Genomic DNA, 18020 nt, shown 5'->3' with positions numbered 1-18020 from the left:
CTGAGTTATTTAGTCGGCAATGTCAACCTGAGTTTTATTGTCGGATATAGCAAATGATGGTTGAATCCCACGCTTCTCCCCAAATCTGGCGAGCTCCGATCCGAGGGTTAACGTTGCGTGGCAGGTGATTCGCGGTAAAATCACTGTTGTGATTCTGTTAAAGGCGGTTTTTGGTTAATGAAGTGCTCTGTTCTGGCGTTGTCTCTTTTTCCGGCAGCTCTTGCCGCTCAGGCGACGCAGATCACGCCCACCCATCAACATGGGTCCGGTCAATTGGAAATCGTGTTTACGGACACGGAATTTACGCTGTCCCTTAAGGTTCCAAGCATTGACATAATCGGGTTCGAGACCCCGGTGGCAAATGATGACGATCGTACGCGTGTCGCCATCGCGATTTCCGAACTGTCCAAACCACTGGATCTGTTTGTCGTCCCGCCCGACGCCGTGTGCTTTACCGCATCTGCAAACGTGATCCTGACGCATGATATTCCGGGGCAGCAGGATAACGCGGGCGAGGGGGGCACGTCATTTGCAACGGGCGAACATTCGGAATTCCAAGCTGACTACGTTGTTCAATGTCAGGATATGGATGCGCTGACCACGATGGAATTTGCGTATTTCCAGCGGTTCAGCGGGACAGAGAAGCTGAACGTTCGCGTCGGGTCAGGCGCGGCGACCAGCACCCATGAAATCACGCGCGCCGCGCCCAGTCTCGATATAACGCAATTCCATAGAGATGGTGCTTGAACGCCCGTTTGACGTTTTGAAGCGCGCAACCGAAGCAGTTGAGCCAAGATTGCCTTGCCCATGCCTGGGGCTGCACAGAAAACGAACACGCTGGATTGAAGGCGGAAAACTGCTCCTCAGTGCGGTCCTTGAATGCAGCAATGAGCGAAACTCAAAAATTATTTCTTTTTCACAAGTGGTTATGGACTTTGAGGTTGCCGGACTTCGCTGAATCAAAAGTCTCCAATTGAGGCAAAGATTAACGAATAAGGGCACAAGAATCGCATGTATGACAAGTTCTCGCAAAACTTATGCCAATATCCAAATCTATTGGTACATCATCCTGCCGATCTGTTGACTAGTCCGGTTTTAATGAGGGGGTATCTCGGCAGGGTTAGGGGGATGCCCGTTCAGGCCCGTCATGGGCCGACAAAGCGCGGCATCCCCTGCCGTATCGTTTTCGACAAGTCCACTACCCGATACTGTCAGTCGATCTTGTTGCGTTGCGCGTGCGGGGTGACGCCAAAGCTTGACCGGTAGACGCGCGAAAAATGGCCCGGGTTTTCAAAGCCGCAGGCCACGGCAACCTCGGTGACGGATGCTTCGGTCTGAAGCAACAGTTTCTGGGCGCGCTCCAGCCGCATTTCCATGAAGTATTTCTTGGGCGACGTGTTGAGGTATTTTCCAAACAGCCGCTCAAGCTGTCGGGTTGAAATGCCAAGCTCTTCTGCAATGAACGAGGGGGAAACCGGGGTTTCGATACTGTCCTGCATGATGTTGATCGCCTTGGCGAGGTGCGCATTGCGCATTCCGTTGCGCGATTGCAGGGAAACCCGTTGTTTGGCCGTGGCATTGCGTACCGCGTTGTAGACCATCTGATCCGCCACATCGATGGCCAGTTCTTCACCGTGATCGCGTTCGATCAGGTGCAGCATCAGATCCGCCGTTGCCGTTCCGCCAGATGCGGTAATGTGCTTTTCATCGGCCACGAACACGCTGCGTACCAGGTTGACCTCGGGAAAGGCTTCCATGAACGCGTCGTGATATTCCCAGTGGATTGCCGCTTGCATTCCGTCGAGAAAGCCAGCCTCGGCCAGCACCCATGCCCCCGAGCACAGGGCGCCGATTTTCGTGCCGCGCGCGCGTTCGCGGCGTAGGGTTGCAAGCAGGGGGCGGGTGACGTGGTCACGCATGTGAATGCCCGACAGAACAAACAGCTGATCACATTTGGCCAGACCCTGAAGGCCGGAATGCACCAGCGTGATGGATCCGTTCGAGCACACGGCCTGCTCGCCATGTTCGGACACAAAGGACCAGCGGTACAGTTCTTCGCCGCTCACAAGATTGGCGATCCGCAAGGGTTCGACCGCGCATGAAAACGCAAGGTGCGAGAACTCCTCGACAAGGATGAAAGTGATGTGCCGCGTCTGAGGCATGAGCAGTACCGTTTGCAAGTTGGGACAAAGCCCAGAACATGAGTCTATTTCGCAGGCTCCTATGCTGCACGAATTTTTATTGTATACAAGTTGTATTTTTATGGAATACAAAACCGTGACCGCACGCGATTCGACCGCGTTCGCCGAACAGAAGGATGAGGCCAAAGCATGAAAGACGAAGCCAAGTCTCGAAAAAGCGCGCTGAGAGAGCACCTGAGAGTGTCCATCCTTACGCTGCGCCTGCGCCCGGGCGCCGATCTGGACGAGGCGCATTTGTCAGAGGAATTCGGCTTGTCGCGCACGCCGCTGCGCGAAGTGTTTCGACAGTTGGCTGGCGAAGGCTATCTGGATCTGCGGACAAACCGCAGCGCCCGGGTTTCCGAGATGTCCTACACCACCTTGCGCGACTTCTTCCTTGCCGCGCCCATGGTATACGGAGCGATCCTGCGTTTGGCGGCTTTGAATGCGTCGAACGCCCAGATCAATGATTTGAAAGAGGCCCAGCAGGCGTTCAAGGCGGCCCTTCGGTCTGGGTCCGGCGAGGACCGAGCCTTGGCCAACAACCGCTTTCATGACGTGACCGGCGAAATGTCCGGCAATGTCTACCTGCTGCCGTCGTTCAACCGGTTGCTGATCGATCACGCTCGGATCGGCATGACGTTCTATCGGCCACAGACCGGTGAAATGTCGGAAAACCTGTCGCTGGCCAGCCAACAGCATGATGCGATCATCGCAGCCATCGAGGCGCGCGATGAAGCGACGGCGGCCAGGCTGGCCGAAGATCACTGGAACCTGTCACGCGATCAGATCGAGATGTTCGTGATGCCTGACGCGCTGGATGTCCCGATGGGAATCCCGCCCCTTTCGAAACCTGCATGAGGACGGAATGAACCCGATTTTCAAGTTTGAGGGGATCTATACCCCTGTGGTCACGCCTTATCACGACGATGGCAGCGTGAATTGGGACGCCTTGTCCGACGTGATCGAATACCTGATCGAAAACGGCGTGCATGGCCTGATCTCGGGTGGTTCGACCGGTGAGAACTATGCCCAGACCGTCCACGAACGTGTGGAACTGGCCCGGTTCACGCATGAGCAGTTGAAGGGCCGGTTGCCATTGGTGGTTGGCACAGGCGCGATGCTGACGCCGGATTCGATTGCCCTTGCCGCCGGCGCGCGTGAAATCGGCGCCGATGCGATCCTGCTGGCCAGCCCGCCGTATTCGGTGCCGACTGATCGGGAAAACGCGCTGAATGCGCTGGCCATCGACAAGGCCGCTGATCTGCCTGTTATGCTGTACAACTACCCGCACCGCACCGGTACGATGATGGGCGAAGAGTTCCTTGACCGTGTGGGCCGCAGCCGCAACTTCTGCGGCATCAAGGAAAGCTCGGGCGATATCAACCGGGTGCATTTGCTGGCCCGCGACTATCCGCATATCCAGCTTGGTTGCGGAATGGACGATCAGGCGCTCGAATTCTTTGCCTGGGGTGCGCCGTTCTGGGTGTGCGGCGGGTCGAACTTCCTGCCTGCCGAACACGTGGCTCTGTATCAGGCCTGCGTGGTCGAAGGGAATTTCACCAAAGGCCGCCGGATCATGTCCGCGATGATGCCGCTGATGCGGGTGCTGGAACAGGGTGGCAAGTTCATCCAGACCATCAAGCATGGCGTCACCATGAACGGAATTGATGCCGGCGCTATGCGGCCTCCGCTGAAGGGCCTGAACAAGGACGACAAACGCGCGCTGGAACAGGTCACGCGCGTGCTGAAAAAGACAATCGCCGACATCGTGGCGGAAGGGTAAGAGACATGGATCTGCTGACACAGGACGAATACAAATCCATCGCCGCAGGCCTGACCCTGCCGACCGGGGCGTTCATCGACGGGGCATTCCGCCCGGCGATCTCGGGTGAGACGTTTGCAAGCGTGAATCCGGCCACCGGCGACAAGCTTGCCGATATCGCATCCTGCGGCGCAGCGGATGTGGATTTTGCGGTCGAAAAGGCGCGTGAGGCCTTCGACGATGGCCGCTGGTCGAAACTGCACCCGTCCGAGCGCAAGGACGTGCTGATCCGGCTGGCCAAGCTGATGACCCGCAATGCCCGCGAACTGGCTGTGATGGAAAGCCTCGACAGTGGCAAGACCATCTATGACTGCGAAACCGTGGACGTGCCCGAGACCATCCATTGTCTGAAATGGCATGCCGAAGCGATCGACAAGATCTACGATCAGGTCTCACCCGCCAGCGACGACCATATCGCCATGGTCGTGCGAGAGCCCATCGGCGTAGTGGGGCTGGTTCTGCCGTGGAACTTCCCCCTGCTGATGCTGGCGTGGAAGATCGGGCCTGCCTTGGCGGCGGGATGTGCAGTGGTTGTAAAGCCCGCGGCTGAAACCTCGCTGACCGCGCTGCGCCTGGCCGAACTGGCGATGGAGGCTGGTCTTCCCCGTGGCGTGCTGAACATCGTACCGGGTGGAGGTGCCGATGTGGGCGAACCCATCGGGCGGCACATGGATATCGACATGGTGTCCTTCACCGGCTCGACGGTGACGGGCAAACGGTTCCTGACCTATTCGGCGGAAAGCAACGCCAAGGAAGTGGTGCTTGAGATGGGAGGTAAGAACCCTGCCATCGTCATGGACGACGCCGAAAACCTCGACCGGGTGGCGGCGCATGTGGTGAACGGTGCGTTCTGGAACATGGGCGAGAACTGCTCGGCCTCGTCGCGCCTGATCGTGCACAAAGACGTGAAAGCCGAACTGCTGGACCGCATCGCGCATCACGCCAAACAGTGGAACATCGGCGACCCGCTGGATCCTGAAACCCGCATGGGCGCGCTGGTCAGCGAAGGGCATTATAACAAGGTCTGCGGATATCTCGATCAGGCTGAAAAGGTGGTGATCGGTGGCAAGGCCGATAAAGGCTTTGTCGAGGCCACCGTCGTTGAAGTGCCTGGCAACGACTCGACTTTGGCGCGCGAGGAGATCTTCGGCCCGGTCCTGTCGGTAATCGAAGTGTCGGGCTTTGACGAGGCCATCAAGATAGCCAATGACACCGACTATGGCTTGTGTGCCTCGATCTTCACCGCCAACGCCAAACGGGCCATTCGCGGCGCGCGGGCCATCCGGGCGGGCACCGTGACCGTAAACAGCTTTGGCGAAGGCGACATCACCACGCCGTTTGGCGGGTTCAAGCAATCGGGCTTTGGCGGGCGCGACAACTCGATCCATGCGCATGATCAGTACACCCAGCTGAAAACTATCTGGATCGATCTTGCAGACGATGCCGACGAGGCCGTGGATTGACACGATACGAGGCCAAAAGACTACCGCGGCAGACCGGTCCGGCAGGGTGGAATGCCATCCTGCCGCCCCAGGAGCCTCTGCCGGTGCTCGAACAGGACCTGACCGCCGACATCACCATTGTCGGCGGAGGGTTTGCCGGGCTGACGGTGGCGCGGCGATTGCACCAACTGGACCCTTCGCTGAAGATCGCCGTGCTGGAAGCGGGCCGATTTGCCGATGGCTCGGCGGGGCGGAACTCGGGGTTCATGATCGACCTGCCGCATGATCTGGCCTCGGACAATTACGCAGGCGATGGGCTGGAAGCGGATCGCGCCGCCATTGCCCTGAACCGCAAGGCCATCGCTTTCGCGACCGAGGTCGCCGCCGATTGCGACCTGCCGCAGGAAATGTTCGACCCTTGCGGAAAATACAATGCTGCCGCCACACGGGCAGGAGACGCCCATAACCGCGCCTTCGCTGAGCATCTGACCAAACTGGGTGAGCCGTACACGCTGTATGACCAAAAGCAGATGCAAGAGATTACGGGCAGCCCGCATTATGTTTCGGGGCTGTTTGCGCCGGGGACGGTGATGATCCAGCCCGCAGCCTATGTACGGGCGTTGTCGGGCCAACTGGCTGGCCAAGTTAACGTATTCGAGAACTCACCAGTCGTCATCTTTGAAAAGCAGGGCGCGGGCTGGGTGGTCAACACCGCCAAGGCCAAAGTCAGCACCGGGCGGATCGTTCTGGCCAACAATGGCCATCTGGAAAGCTTCGGATTTTACCAACGGCAATTGATGCATATCTGCCTCTACGCCTCGATCACGACCTCGCTGACCGAGGCACAGATCAAGACACTGGGCGGGCAACCGCGCTGGTCGGTCACCCCGGCGGATCCGATGGGCACCTCGGTCCGGCGTATTTCGGGCAGCTACGGGGATCGCATTCTGATCCGCACCGGATCCAGTTTTCACCCGACGATCGAAACCAGCCGGATGCGGTTGCGCAATGCCGGCTGGGTGCATGACCGGAAGTTCCGGGAACGCTTTCCGCATCTGCCGGATGTTCGGATGGAGCACCGCTGGGCCGGGATGCTGTGCCTCAGCCGCAATGGGTCTGCGGCCTTTGGCGAATTGGAGGATGGCGTGTTCTCGGCCTGCTGTCAGAACGGCCTGGGCATCGCCCGCGGCACCCTGCAAGGCATGGGCATCGCAGAGCTGGCGCTGCAAGGCGGATCAGAGATCGCGGATCACTTTCTGGCGCAGCCGGATCTTCCGCGTTTGCCGCCCGAGCCATTCGCCTCGCTTGGGGCGAACAGCTATCTGATCTGGAAAGAATGGCGGTCCGGCAAGGAATGACGCGTAGGCGTCAGGGCAAGCTCAGCTTGGCCATGCGCCCACCGTCCACCGTATAGACCTGCCCGGTGATGAAACCCGCATCCCCGGACGCCAGAAACGCGACGAGCGCGGCAACTTCTTCGGGCCGTCCCGTTCGGGCAACCGGGTGGATCTTGGCGATGTCGCGACGGAATGCGGACGGGTCGGGCATGGATTCGATGAAACCCTCGTTCAATTCGGTATCGATCCAACCGGGCGCGACGGCGTTGCAGCGGATACCTTCGCCCCCGTGATCCACGGCTACGGCGCGGGTCAGGCCGTGCAACCCTGCCTTTGATGCGCAATAGGCGGCGTGACCGGGATTGCTGCCCAGGCCTTCGATGGATCCGGTGTTGACGATTGCGCCCTTTGTGTCGCGCAGATGCGGCAGCGCGGCTTTGATCATCAGGAACGGGGCGGTCAGGTTCACCGTCAGGTTGAGATGCCAGTCCTTAAGGCTCATTCCCTCGACCGAGGCTTCCTGCATCATGCCGGCGTTGTTGACCAGCACGTCCAGACGCCCGGCTTTCGCGATCACTTCGCCGACCACCTGTGCCGGGCCGTCGGGAAGGGTGAAATCTGCAGCGATGCCGTGAAATTCGGTGTCCTCACCACGTTGGGCGGTAAAGACCCGTGCGCCTTCGTCGTGCAAACGCCGGGCAATGGCCTTGCCGATGCCGCTGCGCCCGCCAGTGATCAGTGCCACCTTTCCGTCGAACCGTTTCATGATACCGGTTTTCCTCCGTTGACCTCGACGAGCGTGCCGCAAACATAACGCGACGCGTCCGAGACAAGGAACATGATGACATCGGCGATGTCATCGGGCTCGGCGATCCGGCCCAGCGGCACGGTCCGGCCCAGTTCGGCCACGGCTGTATCGGGGTCAAAGCCGCGCTTTTCAAAGCCTGATCGCAGCATCGGGGTATTCACCTCGTTCGGGCAAACGGCGTTGATGCGGATACCCTGATGGGCGTGATCCATGCCCATGCACTGGGTCAGGGACGCGATGGCCGCCTTGGTCATGCAATAGACCGCATGATTGGGGCCGGGGCGCAGCCCCCAGCAGGACGCGGTGTTGACGATGGCCCCGCCGCCAGCGTCCGCCATGATCGGAATTGCCGCACGACAAATGCGGAACGGGGCTTCGACATTGACACCCAATGACAGAGACCAATCCGCATCAGTCGTATCCGTGACCGACCCGCGCGTGATGACGCCCGCATTGTTGATCACGATGTCAAGCCCGCCCAATGCGGACGCCGCTGCGCCGGGCAGCTGGTCTGCATATTCGGGAACAAGCAGATCACCGGGCAGATATGCCTCGGCCTCGATGGCATCGACAGCCCGGTCGGCGACGGCGACCCGCGCCCCGGCGTTGCGCAGGCGTTGAACGATTGACGCCCCGATGCCGCCAGCCGCGCCAGTGACCAGAGCCGATTTTCCTTTCAGGTTCATAACGTCATCCATTTTTCAGAACGATGCGACAGGTGTGCCGAGCAGGCTTTCATCAGGAACCACGCCCAGCCCCGGCCCGGTTGGCAGCGCGATATGCCCGCCCTCGATCCGGATGCCGTTTTCAGGATCGTAGTTGCCTTCGATATATGGCGCAGCCAGCCAGACGCCTTCCAGCAGGTCGGGCCGAACGGTTGCACCGATATGGGTACATGCAGCGGCGATGATATCCCCGCCCCAGCTGTCATCGCAGGTATGGGGCAGGTTGCTCGCCTCGCAGATGTCGCGGAAGGCGCGCATCGGATGCAGGCCGCCGATGCGGGTGACCTTCATGCCGAACCCGTCGACCAGACCGGTGCCCGCAGCCGAGATCACGGTGTTCAGGCTGGTGCTGTTTTCATCCATATAGATGCCATGCGTGACCTGAGGCCGGATCTTCCTGAGATCTTCGATTGTGTTGCAAAGCTGTTCCATGATGAAGGGGATTTCGGGGCACTCGCGGCTGACCCGCAGGGCGTCTCGTGTGGTCCAGCCCCGGTTGCCGTCAACGGCCAGACGCATACCCGATCCTTTGACCACGTCCCAAACCTTTCGAATGGTTTCGATGTCGACCTCGACCGGGCGGCCTCCGACCTTGATTTGCAGACGCGGGTAGCCTTCGGCCATTTTCTCGGCAGCCAGTTTCGCGATGTCGTCGGGTGCACCGACGCCCGTGGCAAAATAGGACGGCACCTTGTCCGAAACCGCTCCGCCCAGTAAGTCGGAAACCGGAACGCCCAAATGTTTGCCAAGCAGGTCGTGCACCGCAATGTCGATGGCGGCCTTGGCATAACCATGACCGTTCAACAGCCCATCCATCCGGCGATGCAAGGCCAGAGGCAGGACCTCTGTTCCGATCAGGCCCGGGGCCATTTCGACCAGAGCGGCGCGCGCCCCGGCGGCGTGCGCCTCGGCATAGGTCGGGCCAACCGGGCAGGTCTCGCCCCAGCCGATCAGACCGTTGTCCGACACGATTTTGACCAGCGTGGTATCCAGCGCCCAGACCTGAGCGTTGGCCATAGTATAGGGTCCGTTTTTGACCGGCAGGTCGTGGCTGTAGATATGCAGTTCGGCGATCTTCATCTTGGCTTACGTGTCTTGACCGGAAAAAAGGGCCCACCCGGATGACGGGTGGGCAAGTACGGGGAGTGTGGATCAGTATGTTTGGTTCAACTCGTCCGCCGCCGGGATTTCCCTTTCGCGGCGGGCGATATAGTCCAGAAGGGCCTCGTTCCTGGCCTCGTCCAGCTTTGGTTCTTCATATTTGGCCAATAGTTTCTGTGCATGTTTCAGGGCGCGTTCGGTGATCTCAACTTCGCCTTCGGCGACCCATTGTTCGATCGAGTTGTTGTCGAACAGCTCCGGCATAAAGAACGCGGTTTGAAAGTTGTCCTGCGTGTGCGGATGACCCAGATAATGCCCGCCGGGCCCCACATCCGGAACCGCTGCCAGGGCCTGATCGAAATCGTGCCACTTTGGACCTTCCGCCATCCGGTAAGCCATCGCGCATTGTTCGGCGTCGACGATGAACTTGGCGACCGAACAATGCATGCCCGCCTCGTTCCAGCCTGCCGAATGCCAGATATAGTTGGCCCCGGCGTGAATGACCGCGCTGAGCGTCGTGGCGGATTCGTACCCGGCCTGTGCATCAAAGGTCTTGGCCCCACCCAGAGTGTTCGAAGTGCGCCACGGTACGTCGTAAAAGCGCGCCATCTGGCCGATCATGAAGTTCATAAGGCTGATCTCGGGCGTGCCGGCCATCGGCGCGCCGGATTTCATCGAAACGGTCGACAGGTAATGCCCCCAGATCGCAGGACAGCCCTTGCGGATCACCTGCGTATAGGCCAGCGCCGAAAGCGCCTCGGCGGTCAGCTGCGCCACGGTCGCGGGCACCGATGCCGGGGTGTTTGCGCCACCCAGCACAAAGGGCGAGCACAGAACCGGCTGATTGCGGCGGCAGAAGGCCCGCATCGCACCCAGCATGGTTTCGTCCCACACCAGTGGGCTGTTGCCGTTGCAGTTGCCGGTGGTGACCGGATGATCGTCAATGAAACCTTCGCCGAACAGGATATCGCACATATCCATCACATCCTCGGCATTCCTGGGCGAGGTGGTCATGCCCATGAAGGTCTTGTCCGAGTACTTCATCGACGAATAGGTGATGCGCAGGTGCCGCTGGCTGATCGGGTGGTCGTAGGGCTCGACAATGTGATGGGCCGAGCTGTGCAGCGCCGGCATCATGTGCGACAGCTTGTGGAACATCGCCAGATCATCCAGCGTCGGGTTGCGGCGTACATCGTCCAGATCGCGCAGGAATGGCGCGCCGGTCATCGGCACGAAGATCGCGTGCTTGCCCCCCAGCGCCAGGTTCTTTTTCGGATCGCGCGCGTGATAGGTGAACTGCGCCGGAATGGTCGAGATCAGCTCGCGCACCATATTGCGGTCCAGATAGACCAGTTCGCCGTCAACCTTGGCTCCGGCTTTTTTCCAGTCTTCCAGCGCGATGGGGTCGCGGAACTGAACGCCGACATTTTCCAGAATGTCCATCGCCGCATTGTCGATGCGTTCGACCTGGGTTGCGTCCATGACTTCGCAAACGGGAATGCCTCGGGTCAGGCCCGGCAGCATGTCGAAATTTGGAGCGGTGCGTTGGGCTCGGCGGGCAGAACGTCCGCCGGAACGCGTGGCAGTGCGAGTGGTCAAGGGGCAATCCTCCAATTTTGAAACAAACTGACGGATTCGCGGCGCAACCACCTCTCTGATTGCGATATGTGCTTGCAATAAGCGACACGGGTCATTCCAAATAATTTGTCCCTGCGTAACGAAAAGACGCCGGGTCATTGTTACCTGTGTGACCTACTTCACAGCCAGGCAAGTGCATACATCTGCAACAGATAAACGCAGGGTTGTTTCAGAAGGCACTCACTCATGCACCACAAAACAGAGATGCTGATCGTCGGCGCCGGGTTTGCCGGACTGACGATGGCGCTTGAGGCACGCAAGCGCGGCATCAAGGATATCGCGATTTTGGAAAAGGCCGATGATATCGGGGGGACATGGCGCGAAAATACCTATCCCGGTGTCGCCTGTGATGTGCCGTCGCATCTGTATTCCATGGCGACCCATCTCAACTCGCAATGGAGCCGCGCATATGCCGGTGGCGCGGAAATCCAAGCTTATCTGCAAAATGTCGCGCGTCAGGAAGGGTTGTATGACCTGTGCCATTTCGGGCAGGAGCTGAAATCGGCCAGGTGGGATGGAACGCGCTGGCAAGTTGAAACGATGGATGGCCAGTACTGGTCGGCGCGGTTTCTGGTCTCGGCCATTGGTGCACTTCATTATCCCAGCATCCCGGATATCCCCGGCGCCGACAGTTTTTCGGGGCCCAGTTTCCACTCGGCCGAATGGAATCACGATGTCGATCTGACCGGCAAGCGCATGGCGGTCGTTGGAACCGGCGCATCCGCCGTTCAGTTTGTACCCGAGATCGCCAAGATTGCAGGCCACGTCACGATCTTTCAGCGCAGTGCGCCTTACGTGATGCCGCGCCCGGACGGTCCGATTGCGCCCTGGGTGCGCAGCCTTTACGCTTGGCTTCCCATTTTGCCCCGCATTCGGCGCAAGCTGATATTCATGATCTTCGAATTTCGCCACCGCGTGTTTCGTGGTGAGGAACGCGCGGTGAATTTTGCTTTGAAAATGTGGCGAAAGGCATTGGAGCGCGCCATCACCGATCCGGCCGAACGGCGGATTCTGACCCCCGACTACCGGATCGGCTGCAAACGTATCCTGAGTTCGAACGATTGGTACCCGACCCTGGCCCGCGACAATGTCAGCGTTGTTCCGAAGGGCGTCGCCTGTATCGAGGGTGACACGATCATCGCGGCGGATGGCACCCGGACCAAGGCGGATGTCTTGATCTGGGGCACCGGGTTTCACGTAACCGACGTTGTCGAGCGTCTGGACATTACCGGTACGGACGGGCTGACGCTGCGCTCTGCCTGGTCGGATGGCATGTGCGCGCATCTGGGTACCGCAGTTGCGGGTTTTCCAAATTTCTTCCTGCTTCTGGGGCCGCATACCGGGCTGGGGCACAACTCGGTCGTGCTGATGATCGAGGCCCAGGTTGGCCATATCGGCCGGGTCCTGAGCGAGATGCAGCGCGAAGGGTTGTCCGCAATCACTCCTGACGCCGCAAAACAGGCGGCGTTCACGCGGGAAATGCACAGCCGCCACGCGGACGGCGTCTGGCAGGCCGGAGGTTGTACATCCTGGTACATGGATGCGGAAGGCCGAAACACGACCTTGTGGCCCGGCACCGTTGCCGAGTTTCAGAAACGCATGGCACAATCAGGGTTGGAGCAATACAGACCCGCCGCCCTTGGCAATGGAGAAAACTGAATGACAACCGTTCTGATCGTAATCGCCGTTTTTGTCGCCTTCCTGTTTGTCATGAACCTTTGGACACGGAAGATTACGCGCCGCGGTCTTGAAACCGTGCCGCAGCTGGGTCAGATCACACCCGTTCATGGCGGCAGCATCCACTATGTGGAAAAGGGAAACCCCGAGGCGCAGACCATCGTTATGATCCATGGCCTGGCCGGGCAGTTACAGCACTTTACCTATGCGCTGGTGGATCTTCTGGCCGACGACTACCACGTTATCGCACTGGACCGGCCGGGATGCGGGTATTCAACGCGCGATATGGCCGAGCTGGCGCAATTGCCCCACCAGGCAGGCATGATTGCCGAGTTTCTGGACAAAAAAGGCGTGGACCGCGCCGTTCTGGTCGGCCATTCACTGGGGGGCGCGGTTTCACTGGCGATGGCACTGGACCACCCGGCCCGGGTCGCCGGTCTGGCGCTACTGGCGCCGCTGACGCATAAACTGCCCGAAACCCCGGCGATCTTCAAACCGCTTGAGATCCGCTCCGAATGGATGCGCAGCCTGATCGGCAACACGCTCGCCGTTCCCCTTGCGTCCAAAACCGCGCCGCACACGTTAAGTGCCGCGTTTGACCCGGAAACCCCGCCTGATGACTTTCTGGACCGGGCAGGTGGCGCGCTTGGCCTGCGGCCCTCCGCCTTTGTCACGGCCTCTCAGGACGTCGCCGGCGTCGATGCCAGTATCAACGCGCAGGTCGCGCGCTATCCGAATCTGACCGTCCCAGGGGGCATCTTGTATGGCCGCCAGGACGCGATACTGTCGCCGCCGCTGCACGGGCCGACAATGACCGAATTCGGGCTGAGTTTCGAAGGGCTGGACGGGTTCGGCCACATGATTCCGATCACAGAGCCCGAAATCTGCGCCGCCTTCATCCGCAGGATGACCGAAGCGACCACATCCCCCCAGACATCCTTGCAGGACAAGCCATCAGAGCAGGCGTGAAAGAAATCTTGAGGTTGGTTGATTTCCCTCTTGACCCTCCCGGGCCCCTCGCTTAAATCGCCTCTCACTCAAGGCGGAGTAGCTCAGTTGGTTAGAGCAGCGGAATCATAATCCGCGTGTCGGGGGTTCAAGTCCCTCCTCCGCTACCAAATCTCTCAAGTCCAACATCTGATTTCAGAAGCAATTCATGTTCTGTCTTTAGGTTGCCCTGCCATCATTACCACCACTTGGGTTTTCAAAACCAATTGGAAGGAAAAATGATTCAAAATGGATCACTTAAGGAATCCAGTAGCGTAGTGCTCGGTGTGGATTATCAAGCTGCTGGTTTGGCGGTAGCGCTGGACAACGCGATTTTCCTCGACAACTGCAAGCTACAAGACGTACACCTCCAAGCTTTAGAGGCCTCGGACGGTATAGAAAAAGCGTTGTACAGATCCACGGACGTGCTCCTCGACCAGATCTGATCTCTCGATCTGGCAATCTATTGGACAATGACAACTGGTGAACGTCCACAACTGGTGAAGAACGGATAGAAGAAAGAGCCGGGACAGAGCCAAGGATAACTCGCGGCGATCTATGAATGAGCACAAGTTTTGTCGGCCCATTATCCGTGCGGCAGGACTTATTGAAGTTTATCATTGCTGAGATTGACGCAGCCGCTGCGAAATTTCACTTTGTCGGCGTTTTCCCTTTTCACCCAGCGGAACTGAACGTCCGAACTGTGCCGTCTGCGACTTGCTGCGCGAGGATCGAAGAAAATGTCGCAAAGGCAGCTAGTGGCTCATCCCGCCTTACACACAGTACTTCGGGTGGGTGGGACGCCAACATAGCTTCAGTTTCCTCAACGATGGTGATTGGCCTTCAGTCTTCGCAAGAGCAAGAAGACCGAGTGTTATCAGCGCAGGAAAACCCGAGGGGAAAAGAACCGTTCACGCGAGTGTCAACCGCTCTCTTCCTCGGATCCTCTTACTTGTAGTCTTCAGTAACGTAGCAAGGTAACGGTTTCGCGGGTTCTTTGCCCCAACTAGTTACTCTCGTATTCGAGAAGATCTTCATAAGAGTAAACCGATGAGATTTCCCCTTCCAAACCCGGAACGAAACCAGGGTCTTTTGGCAAGCATCCGATATCGCAGATTTGTCTCACTTCCATTCGCTCCGTATCGACGTACCACAAACGTCCACCCGGAGTTGACACAAAGCCGTCGATGCCCTCGTCTTCATCGGCCTCAATGTCTGCAACGCTTGGAACTTCCGAACTATATTCCGGGTCGAACCTCCCGTGCGTGTGGTAAGATAAAACAAGCACCAAACCGTTTTCTGCTTGATCCCAAACGCAGCTTTTGTTGTCGCCACGTTGAGCAGGAGTAGCAACAAGTTTCCCGGCTGGGTCATATGCAAGGTAGCCGCAATACTCTGTGTCATTGTTGAAAGAAATACCCTGTAGGCTAGACAGTGTCGCTTTCGCTACGCTGATTTCTTCCTGTGATTGGGCCAGGGTGGCCGCGGGTGGCCAGAGTATCAAGACAACTAAAGTATAGCGAAGGCGGCGTGCGGCTTCACATTTGCCTACTGCGAGACCAAGTTGACGAGCCGTAAAAAGAAGGCAAAGTCCTGACAACGCAATAATGCTAAACTCAATCATGTTTTGCTCCTTATTATGAACTTATTAAAGCAGCGCTAACGCTGTAGGGATAGCCTGAAGAAAGGTGCCGACTGCGACAAAGGCAATCCATCCATCGCTGTTGCAAACTCCTGGACGTCCTTTTGTGCCTTCCCTGTGTTTTCCAGTCCGCCTTATCGTTCGACACTAATCTATCTGCGTTGTCTTCGGTCGCTTGGGCCGCTGCGTGTACAGCGAATAAGCCGCTCTACCTGCCGCTATCAACGTTACCGTGGAACCAAACAACGTTAACAACTGCGACCTGTTTCAACCATGAATCTCAAGCCGTTCCGCTCCGTTAGTCTTTTCGAAAGAACCGGTGCAGCAGCATAGGCAAACAACACCCAACACAACCAATTGCTCGCAACCTGTGCGTTTCAGGGACAGCCGAACAAAAAACCGCGATGAAGGCGAATGCGAGCAGACAAACAAACGCGGCCACCCAAAAAACATCAAGTAAATCCTGCATCTAAGTTGCTCCAATTCTTTGCAAACGGAAGTACTATTCCAATGATCCGGTCTGTCGTGCTGCGCAAAGTGTTTGCAAGATTGATCCGATCAGCCAGCAGCGGCGTACACCTGTCACCCCGAACACTTGCCCCGCGCTTGCTCCTATCCCTCAGCAGCGCGGGTTTTTTCTTGCCTGCGGCGCTACGACACGGGGCCGGTGCAGGCCACAACGCTACATCCGTTTTACTACCACCCTTCGGGGGGCCCGCGTTGCTCTTGTCCCCTCTAGCTTGCTTGCAGCGCGGGTCTATTTCAGGCGTGATGTGAACTTGAAGTATTGAATTGTTTAGACAGCCAGCCTGTCGCTTAGGCCCTCTCCATTAATCACCAAGGTCTCTATCGCCCAAAATATCTGGGTCTGGTATACCTCCGGCGTGACCCAGATTTTCTCGATTTCGGTTAAGCAGTCTCCAAATCTCTTGGCCGGTTTTCGGTTCAAAGCGAAAGACCCCAGTTTTGAATAGCAGAACTACGCAGTTCATCCTTCGGCAAACCACCAGCACACAAGGAAATCACATCAAACTCACGGTCGCCAAATACCCGAAGTCAAATCACTCGTCATTGCCTGTGCTGGACCTAGTAAGCAGGCGTTCTCGGATGGTGCGCCAAGAGTCTGGAACAAGAAACGCAGTTCCGTTGGGAGTTAAATTGTAAATCCGGTACATTAACGCCCTAGGATTCCCTACTGATTTGCGAGCGACTAAATCGAATGCAGCTGGTTCATTGAGCGCTACGCCCTCGTCACCAACGTGAGGCACAGTCAAGAAGTTGTGCGCAATTTCGTGGGAAACTAAGGTGCCGAACGAATTATCCATAGGAGGGTCCACATTCAGAGTAACACCCGCGATGCTCCCGTTTGGTCCAGATTGGGCACTTCCGCCAAGCGGCATTTCTCCGGGTTGTTGAGTGCGTATTGTCAGGACATGCTCGGCCTGATCCGGCCTGCCAGCAGCAGACTGCTCCTGGTTAAATGCGGCGAGGCGCTGCGCAACGGGAGTCCGATCAGGCCACGCGAAATCAATTGGTATCGGCTCAATTCGGTAGCGCAGCCCGGCTTCCTGATCCCCATCCAGAGGCGCCAAACCTGATCGAATAGGAAAAATTCGAGACAAGTCCTCCAGAGCCTGAAAGAGAATTTCCCATTTCTCTGCAGGAAAGGGAAAGATCTCAACGACAACAAGAATTCGCAGATCCTTCGTCGGATGAAACTGTGGTTGCCCAAGAGACTTTTCGCCGACAAGAGTACCGTTGCGATAAAGCCGTGCAGTAAAACGATACCGTCCAGGCTTTGAGATTTCCCGACCGCGGATATAGAAGTTGATATTGTCGTCTTCGGAGAAACTCTTGGTATCATTTGAGAATACGCCATCACCAATATCACCTGGAATAACTGTTGTCCCAGATGGGCCGGAAATCTCAAGTTCGGCATAATCAATCCGGGCTGGATTGAAGGGCAACGAATGGATTGGAAGGGAATTCAGATCAAATCCGAGGGCTTTAGACGAATAGTCAGAATCCGCGTCATCCAAAAGTTCTGATGCCATAACAACTACGGGTGGGCGGCGACCAACAAATATTCTTGCAAGAGTATCTTTACCCGCGACAAGCTCGTAACCGGGGATACCTTGAGTCACCTCAGAACCGAAATCTGACATATCCGCCGGAACTTGCGGCAATGGGGGGCCGCTCTCTTCACACGCCTTAAGAGCCCCCCTTTTTCGCTGAAGCAGTGACAGCGACTGCTTTCTAAATCGAAAAAGCGCAGACTTTTGTATTGGGTCAACAGTGTTTTGAATCTGAATATCGAGAAGTTCAATACTTTGCTCAAGCGTCTCAATTTCATCCCGAATACTTTGACAATGCGCAGACATGCGGCCACCTGAGGAGGTTAGTGTTGAGTAGAACTTGTTCAGAAAATTACTCTAGCACGAAAACCAAAAAAGAGACGAATCTGGTTGGTCGTGAAATGTACTTGCAGGTATAATTCGTTTGGTTGGCAAGCTTAACGCAATGAAAAATAGCCAAAACGAAAACTTCCCGAAAGACAGGCCTTTGTAGCAGGCACAACGCGTGGAGCGTGACAGGGGTATTTTCTGTACAACCCGGATCCAAGGAGCAGGCATTAGAGGCAGGCTTTTGCTGCGGTTT

16 protein-coding genes and 1 tRNA gene are annotated in these 18020 nt (G+C 57.5%); 10 read left to right on the top strand and 7 right to left on the bottom strand.

Features of this window, described 5'->3' with window-relative positions; all coding sequences use genetic code 11:
- The first annotated feature begins 177 nt into the window (after window positions 1-177).
- Complete coding sequence (locus tag GOW31_RS06455) at window positions 178-747, top strand: DUF2796 domain-containing protein (protein ID WP_171168789.1); 570 nt, start codon at window positions 178-180, stop codon at window positions 745-747.
- Window positions 748-1211: 464 nt separating this feature from the next.
- Here GOW31_RS06455 and GOW31_RS06450 read toward each other — a convergent pair whose 3' ends face one another.
- Complete coding sequence (locus tag GOW31_RS06450; protein ID WP_171168787.1) at window positions 1212-2162, bottom strand: GlxA family transcriptional regulator; 951 nt, start codon at window positions 2160-2162, stop codon at window positions 1212-1214.
- Between GOW31_RS06450 and GOW31_RS06445 the strand changes: the two genes are divergently transcribed.
- The 5 genes from GOW31_RS06445 to GOW31_RS06425 are packed head-to-tail and all read left to right on the top strand — an operon-like array spanning window position 2161 to window position 6805.
- On the top strand, window positions 2161-2334 hold the full coding sequence (locus tag GOW31_RS06445) for a hypothetical protein (RefSeq protein ID WP_171168785.1): 174 nt from the start codon (window positions 2161-2163) through the stop codon (window positions 2332-2334). The genes GOW31_RS06450 and GOW31_RS06445 overlap by 2 nt on opposite strands.
- Entirely contained in the window at window positions 2331-3041 is a 711-nt protein-coding gene (locus tag GOW31_RS06440; RefSeq protein ID WP_171118563.1) for a GntR family transcriptional regulator, read from the top strand. The genes GOW31_RS06445 and GOW31_RS06440 overlap by 4 nt, the downstream gene beginning before the upstream one ends.
- 7 nt (window positions 3042-3048) lie before the next feature.
- A complete protein-coding gene (locus tag GOW31_RS06435) occupies window positions 3049-3966 on the top strand; it encodes a dihydrodipicolinate synthase family protein (protein WP_152458886.1) in 918 nt (305 codons plus the stop codon).
- Between the two features lie 5 nt (window positions 3967-3971).
- Window positions 3972-5468, top strand: a complete 1497-nt coding sequence (locus GOW31_RS06430; protein WP_171118561.1) for an aldehyde dehydrogenase — start codon at window positions 3972-3974, stop codon at window positions 5466-5468.
- Complete coding sequence (locus GOW31_RS06425) at window positions 5465-6805, top strand: FAD-binding oxidoreductase (RefSeq protein ID WP_171168783.1); 1341 nt, start codon at window positions 5465-5467, stop codon at window positions 6803-6805. Before GOW31_RS06430 ends, GOW31_RS06425 begins: the two co-directional genes overlap by 4 nt.
- A 10-nt stretch (window positions 6806-6815) precedes the next feature.
- On the opposite strand, the gene GOW31_RS06420 is transcribed toward GOW31_RS06425, so the two are convergent.
- From GOW31_RS06420 to GOW31_RS06405, 4 genes are all read right to left on the bottom strand, one after another.
- On the bottom strand, window positions 6816-7550 hold the full coding sequence (locus GOW31_RS06420) for an SDR family NAD(P)-dependent oxidoreductase (RefSeq protein ID WP_171168781.1): 735 nt from the start codon (window positions 7548-7550) through the stop codon (window positions 6816-6818).
- Window positions 7547-8278: an SDR family NAD(P)-dependent oxidoreductase gene (locus tag GOW31_RS06415; protein WP_171169286.1), complete on the bottom strand. Its 732-nt coding sequence runs from the start codon at window positions 8276-8278 to the stop codon at window positions 7547-7549. The genes GOW31_RS06420 and GOW31_RS06415 overlap by 4 nt, the downstream gene beginning before the upstream one ends.
- Window positions 8279-8293: 15 nt before the next feature.
- On the bottom strand, window positions 8294-9397 hold the full coding sequence (locus GOW31_RS06410) for a mandelate racemase/muconate lactonizing enzyme family protein (RefSeq protein ID WP_171168779.1): 1104 nt from the start codon (window positions 9395-9397) through the stop codon (window positions 8294-8296).
- Between the two features lie 72 nt (window positions 9398-9469).
- A complete protein-coding gene (locus GOW31_RS06405; protein ID WP_256368781.1) occupies window positions 9470-11017 on the bottom strand; it encodes a trimethylamine methyltransferase family protein in 1548 nt (515 codons plus the stop codon).
- Window positions 11018-11242: 225 nt separating this feature from the next.
- Here GOW31_RS06405 and GOW31_RS06400 point away from each other — a divergent pair, with 225 nt between their 5' ends.
- The 4 genes from GOW31_RS06400 (at window position 11243) to GOW31_RS06385 (ending at window position 14166) form a co-directional block, all read left to right on the top strand.
- Window positions 11243-12715 (top strand): NAD(P)/FAD-dependent oxidoreductase, encoded by a 1473-nt coding sequence (locus GOW31_RS06400; RefSeq protein WP_171168775.1) that lies wholly within the window; start codon window positions 11243-11245, stop codon window positions 12713-12715.
- Entirely contained in the window at window positions 12716-13702 is a 987-nt protein-coding gene (locus GOW31_RS06395; protein ID WP_171168773.1) for an alpha/beta fold hydrolase, read from the top strand.
- 72 nt (window positions 13703-13774) lie between these two features.
- A tRNA-Met gene (locus tag GOW31_RS06390) sits at window positions 13775-13851 on the top strand.
- Window positions 13852-13929: 78 nt separating this feature from the next.
- Entirely contained in the window at window positions 13930-14166 is a 237-nt protein-coding gene (locus GOW31_RS06385; RefSeq protein ID WP_171168771.1) for a hypothetical protein, read from the top strand.
- A gap of 560 nt (window positions 14167-14726) precedes the next feature.
- On the opposite strand, the gene GOW31_RS06380 is transcribed toward GOW31_RS06385, so the two are convergent.
- Window positions 14727-15344 carry a DUF4329 domain-containing protein gene (locus GOW31_RS06380; RefSeq protein WP_171168769.1) on the bottom strand — a complete coding sequence of 206 codons (618 nt, stop codon included), beginning with the start codon at window positions 15342-15344 and terminating at the stop codon, window positions 14727-14729.
- 1079 nt (window positions 15345-16423) lie between these two features.
- Window positions 16424-17743 carry a hypothetical protein gene (locus GOW31_RS06375; protein ID WP_171168768.1) on the bottom strand — a complete coding sequence of 440 codons (1320 nt, stop codon included), beginning with the start codon at window positions 17741-17743 and terminating at the stop codon, window positions 16424-16426.
- Between the last annotated feature and the right edge of the window lie 277 nt (window positions 17744-18020).

Source organism: Ruegeria sp. HKCCA0370 (assembly GCF_013033705.1).
Taxonomy (GTDB): domain Bacteria; phylum Pseudomonadota; class Alphaproteobacteria; order Rhodobacterales; family Rhodobacteraceae; genus Ruegeria.
This window is presented reverse-complemented; position numbering and strand designations above follow the sequence as displayed.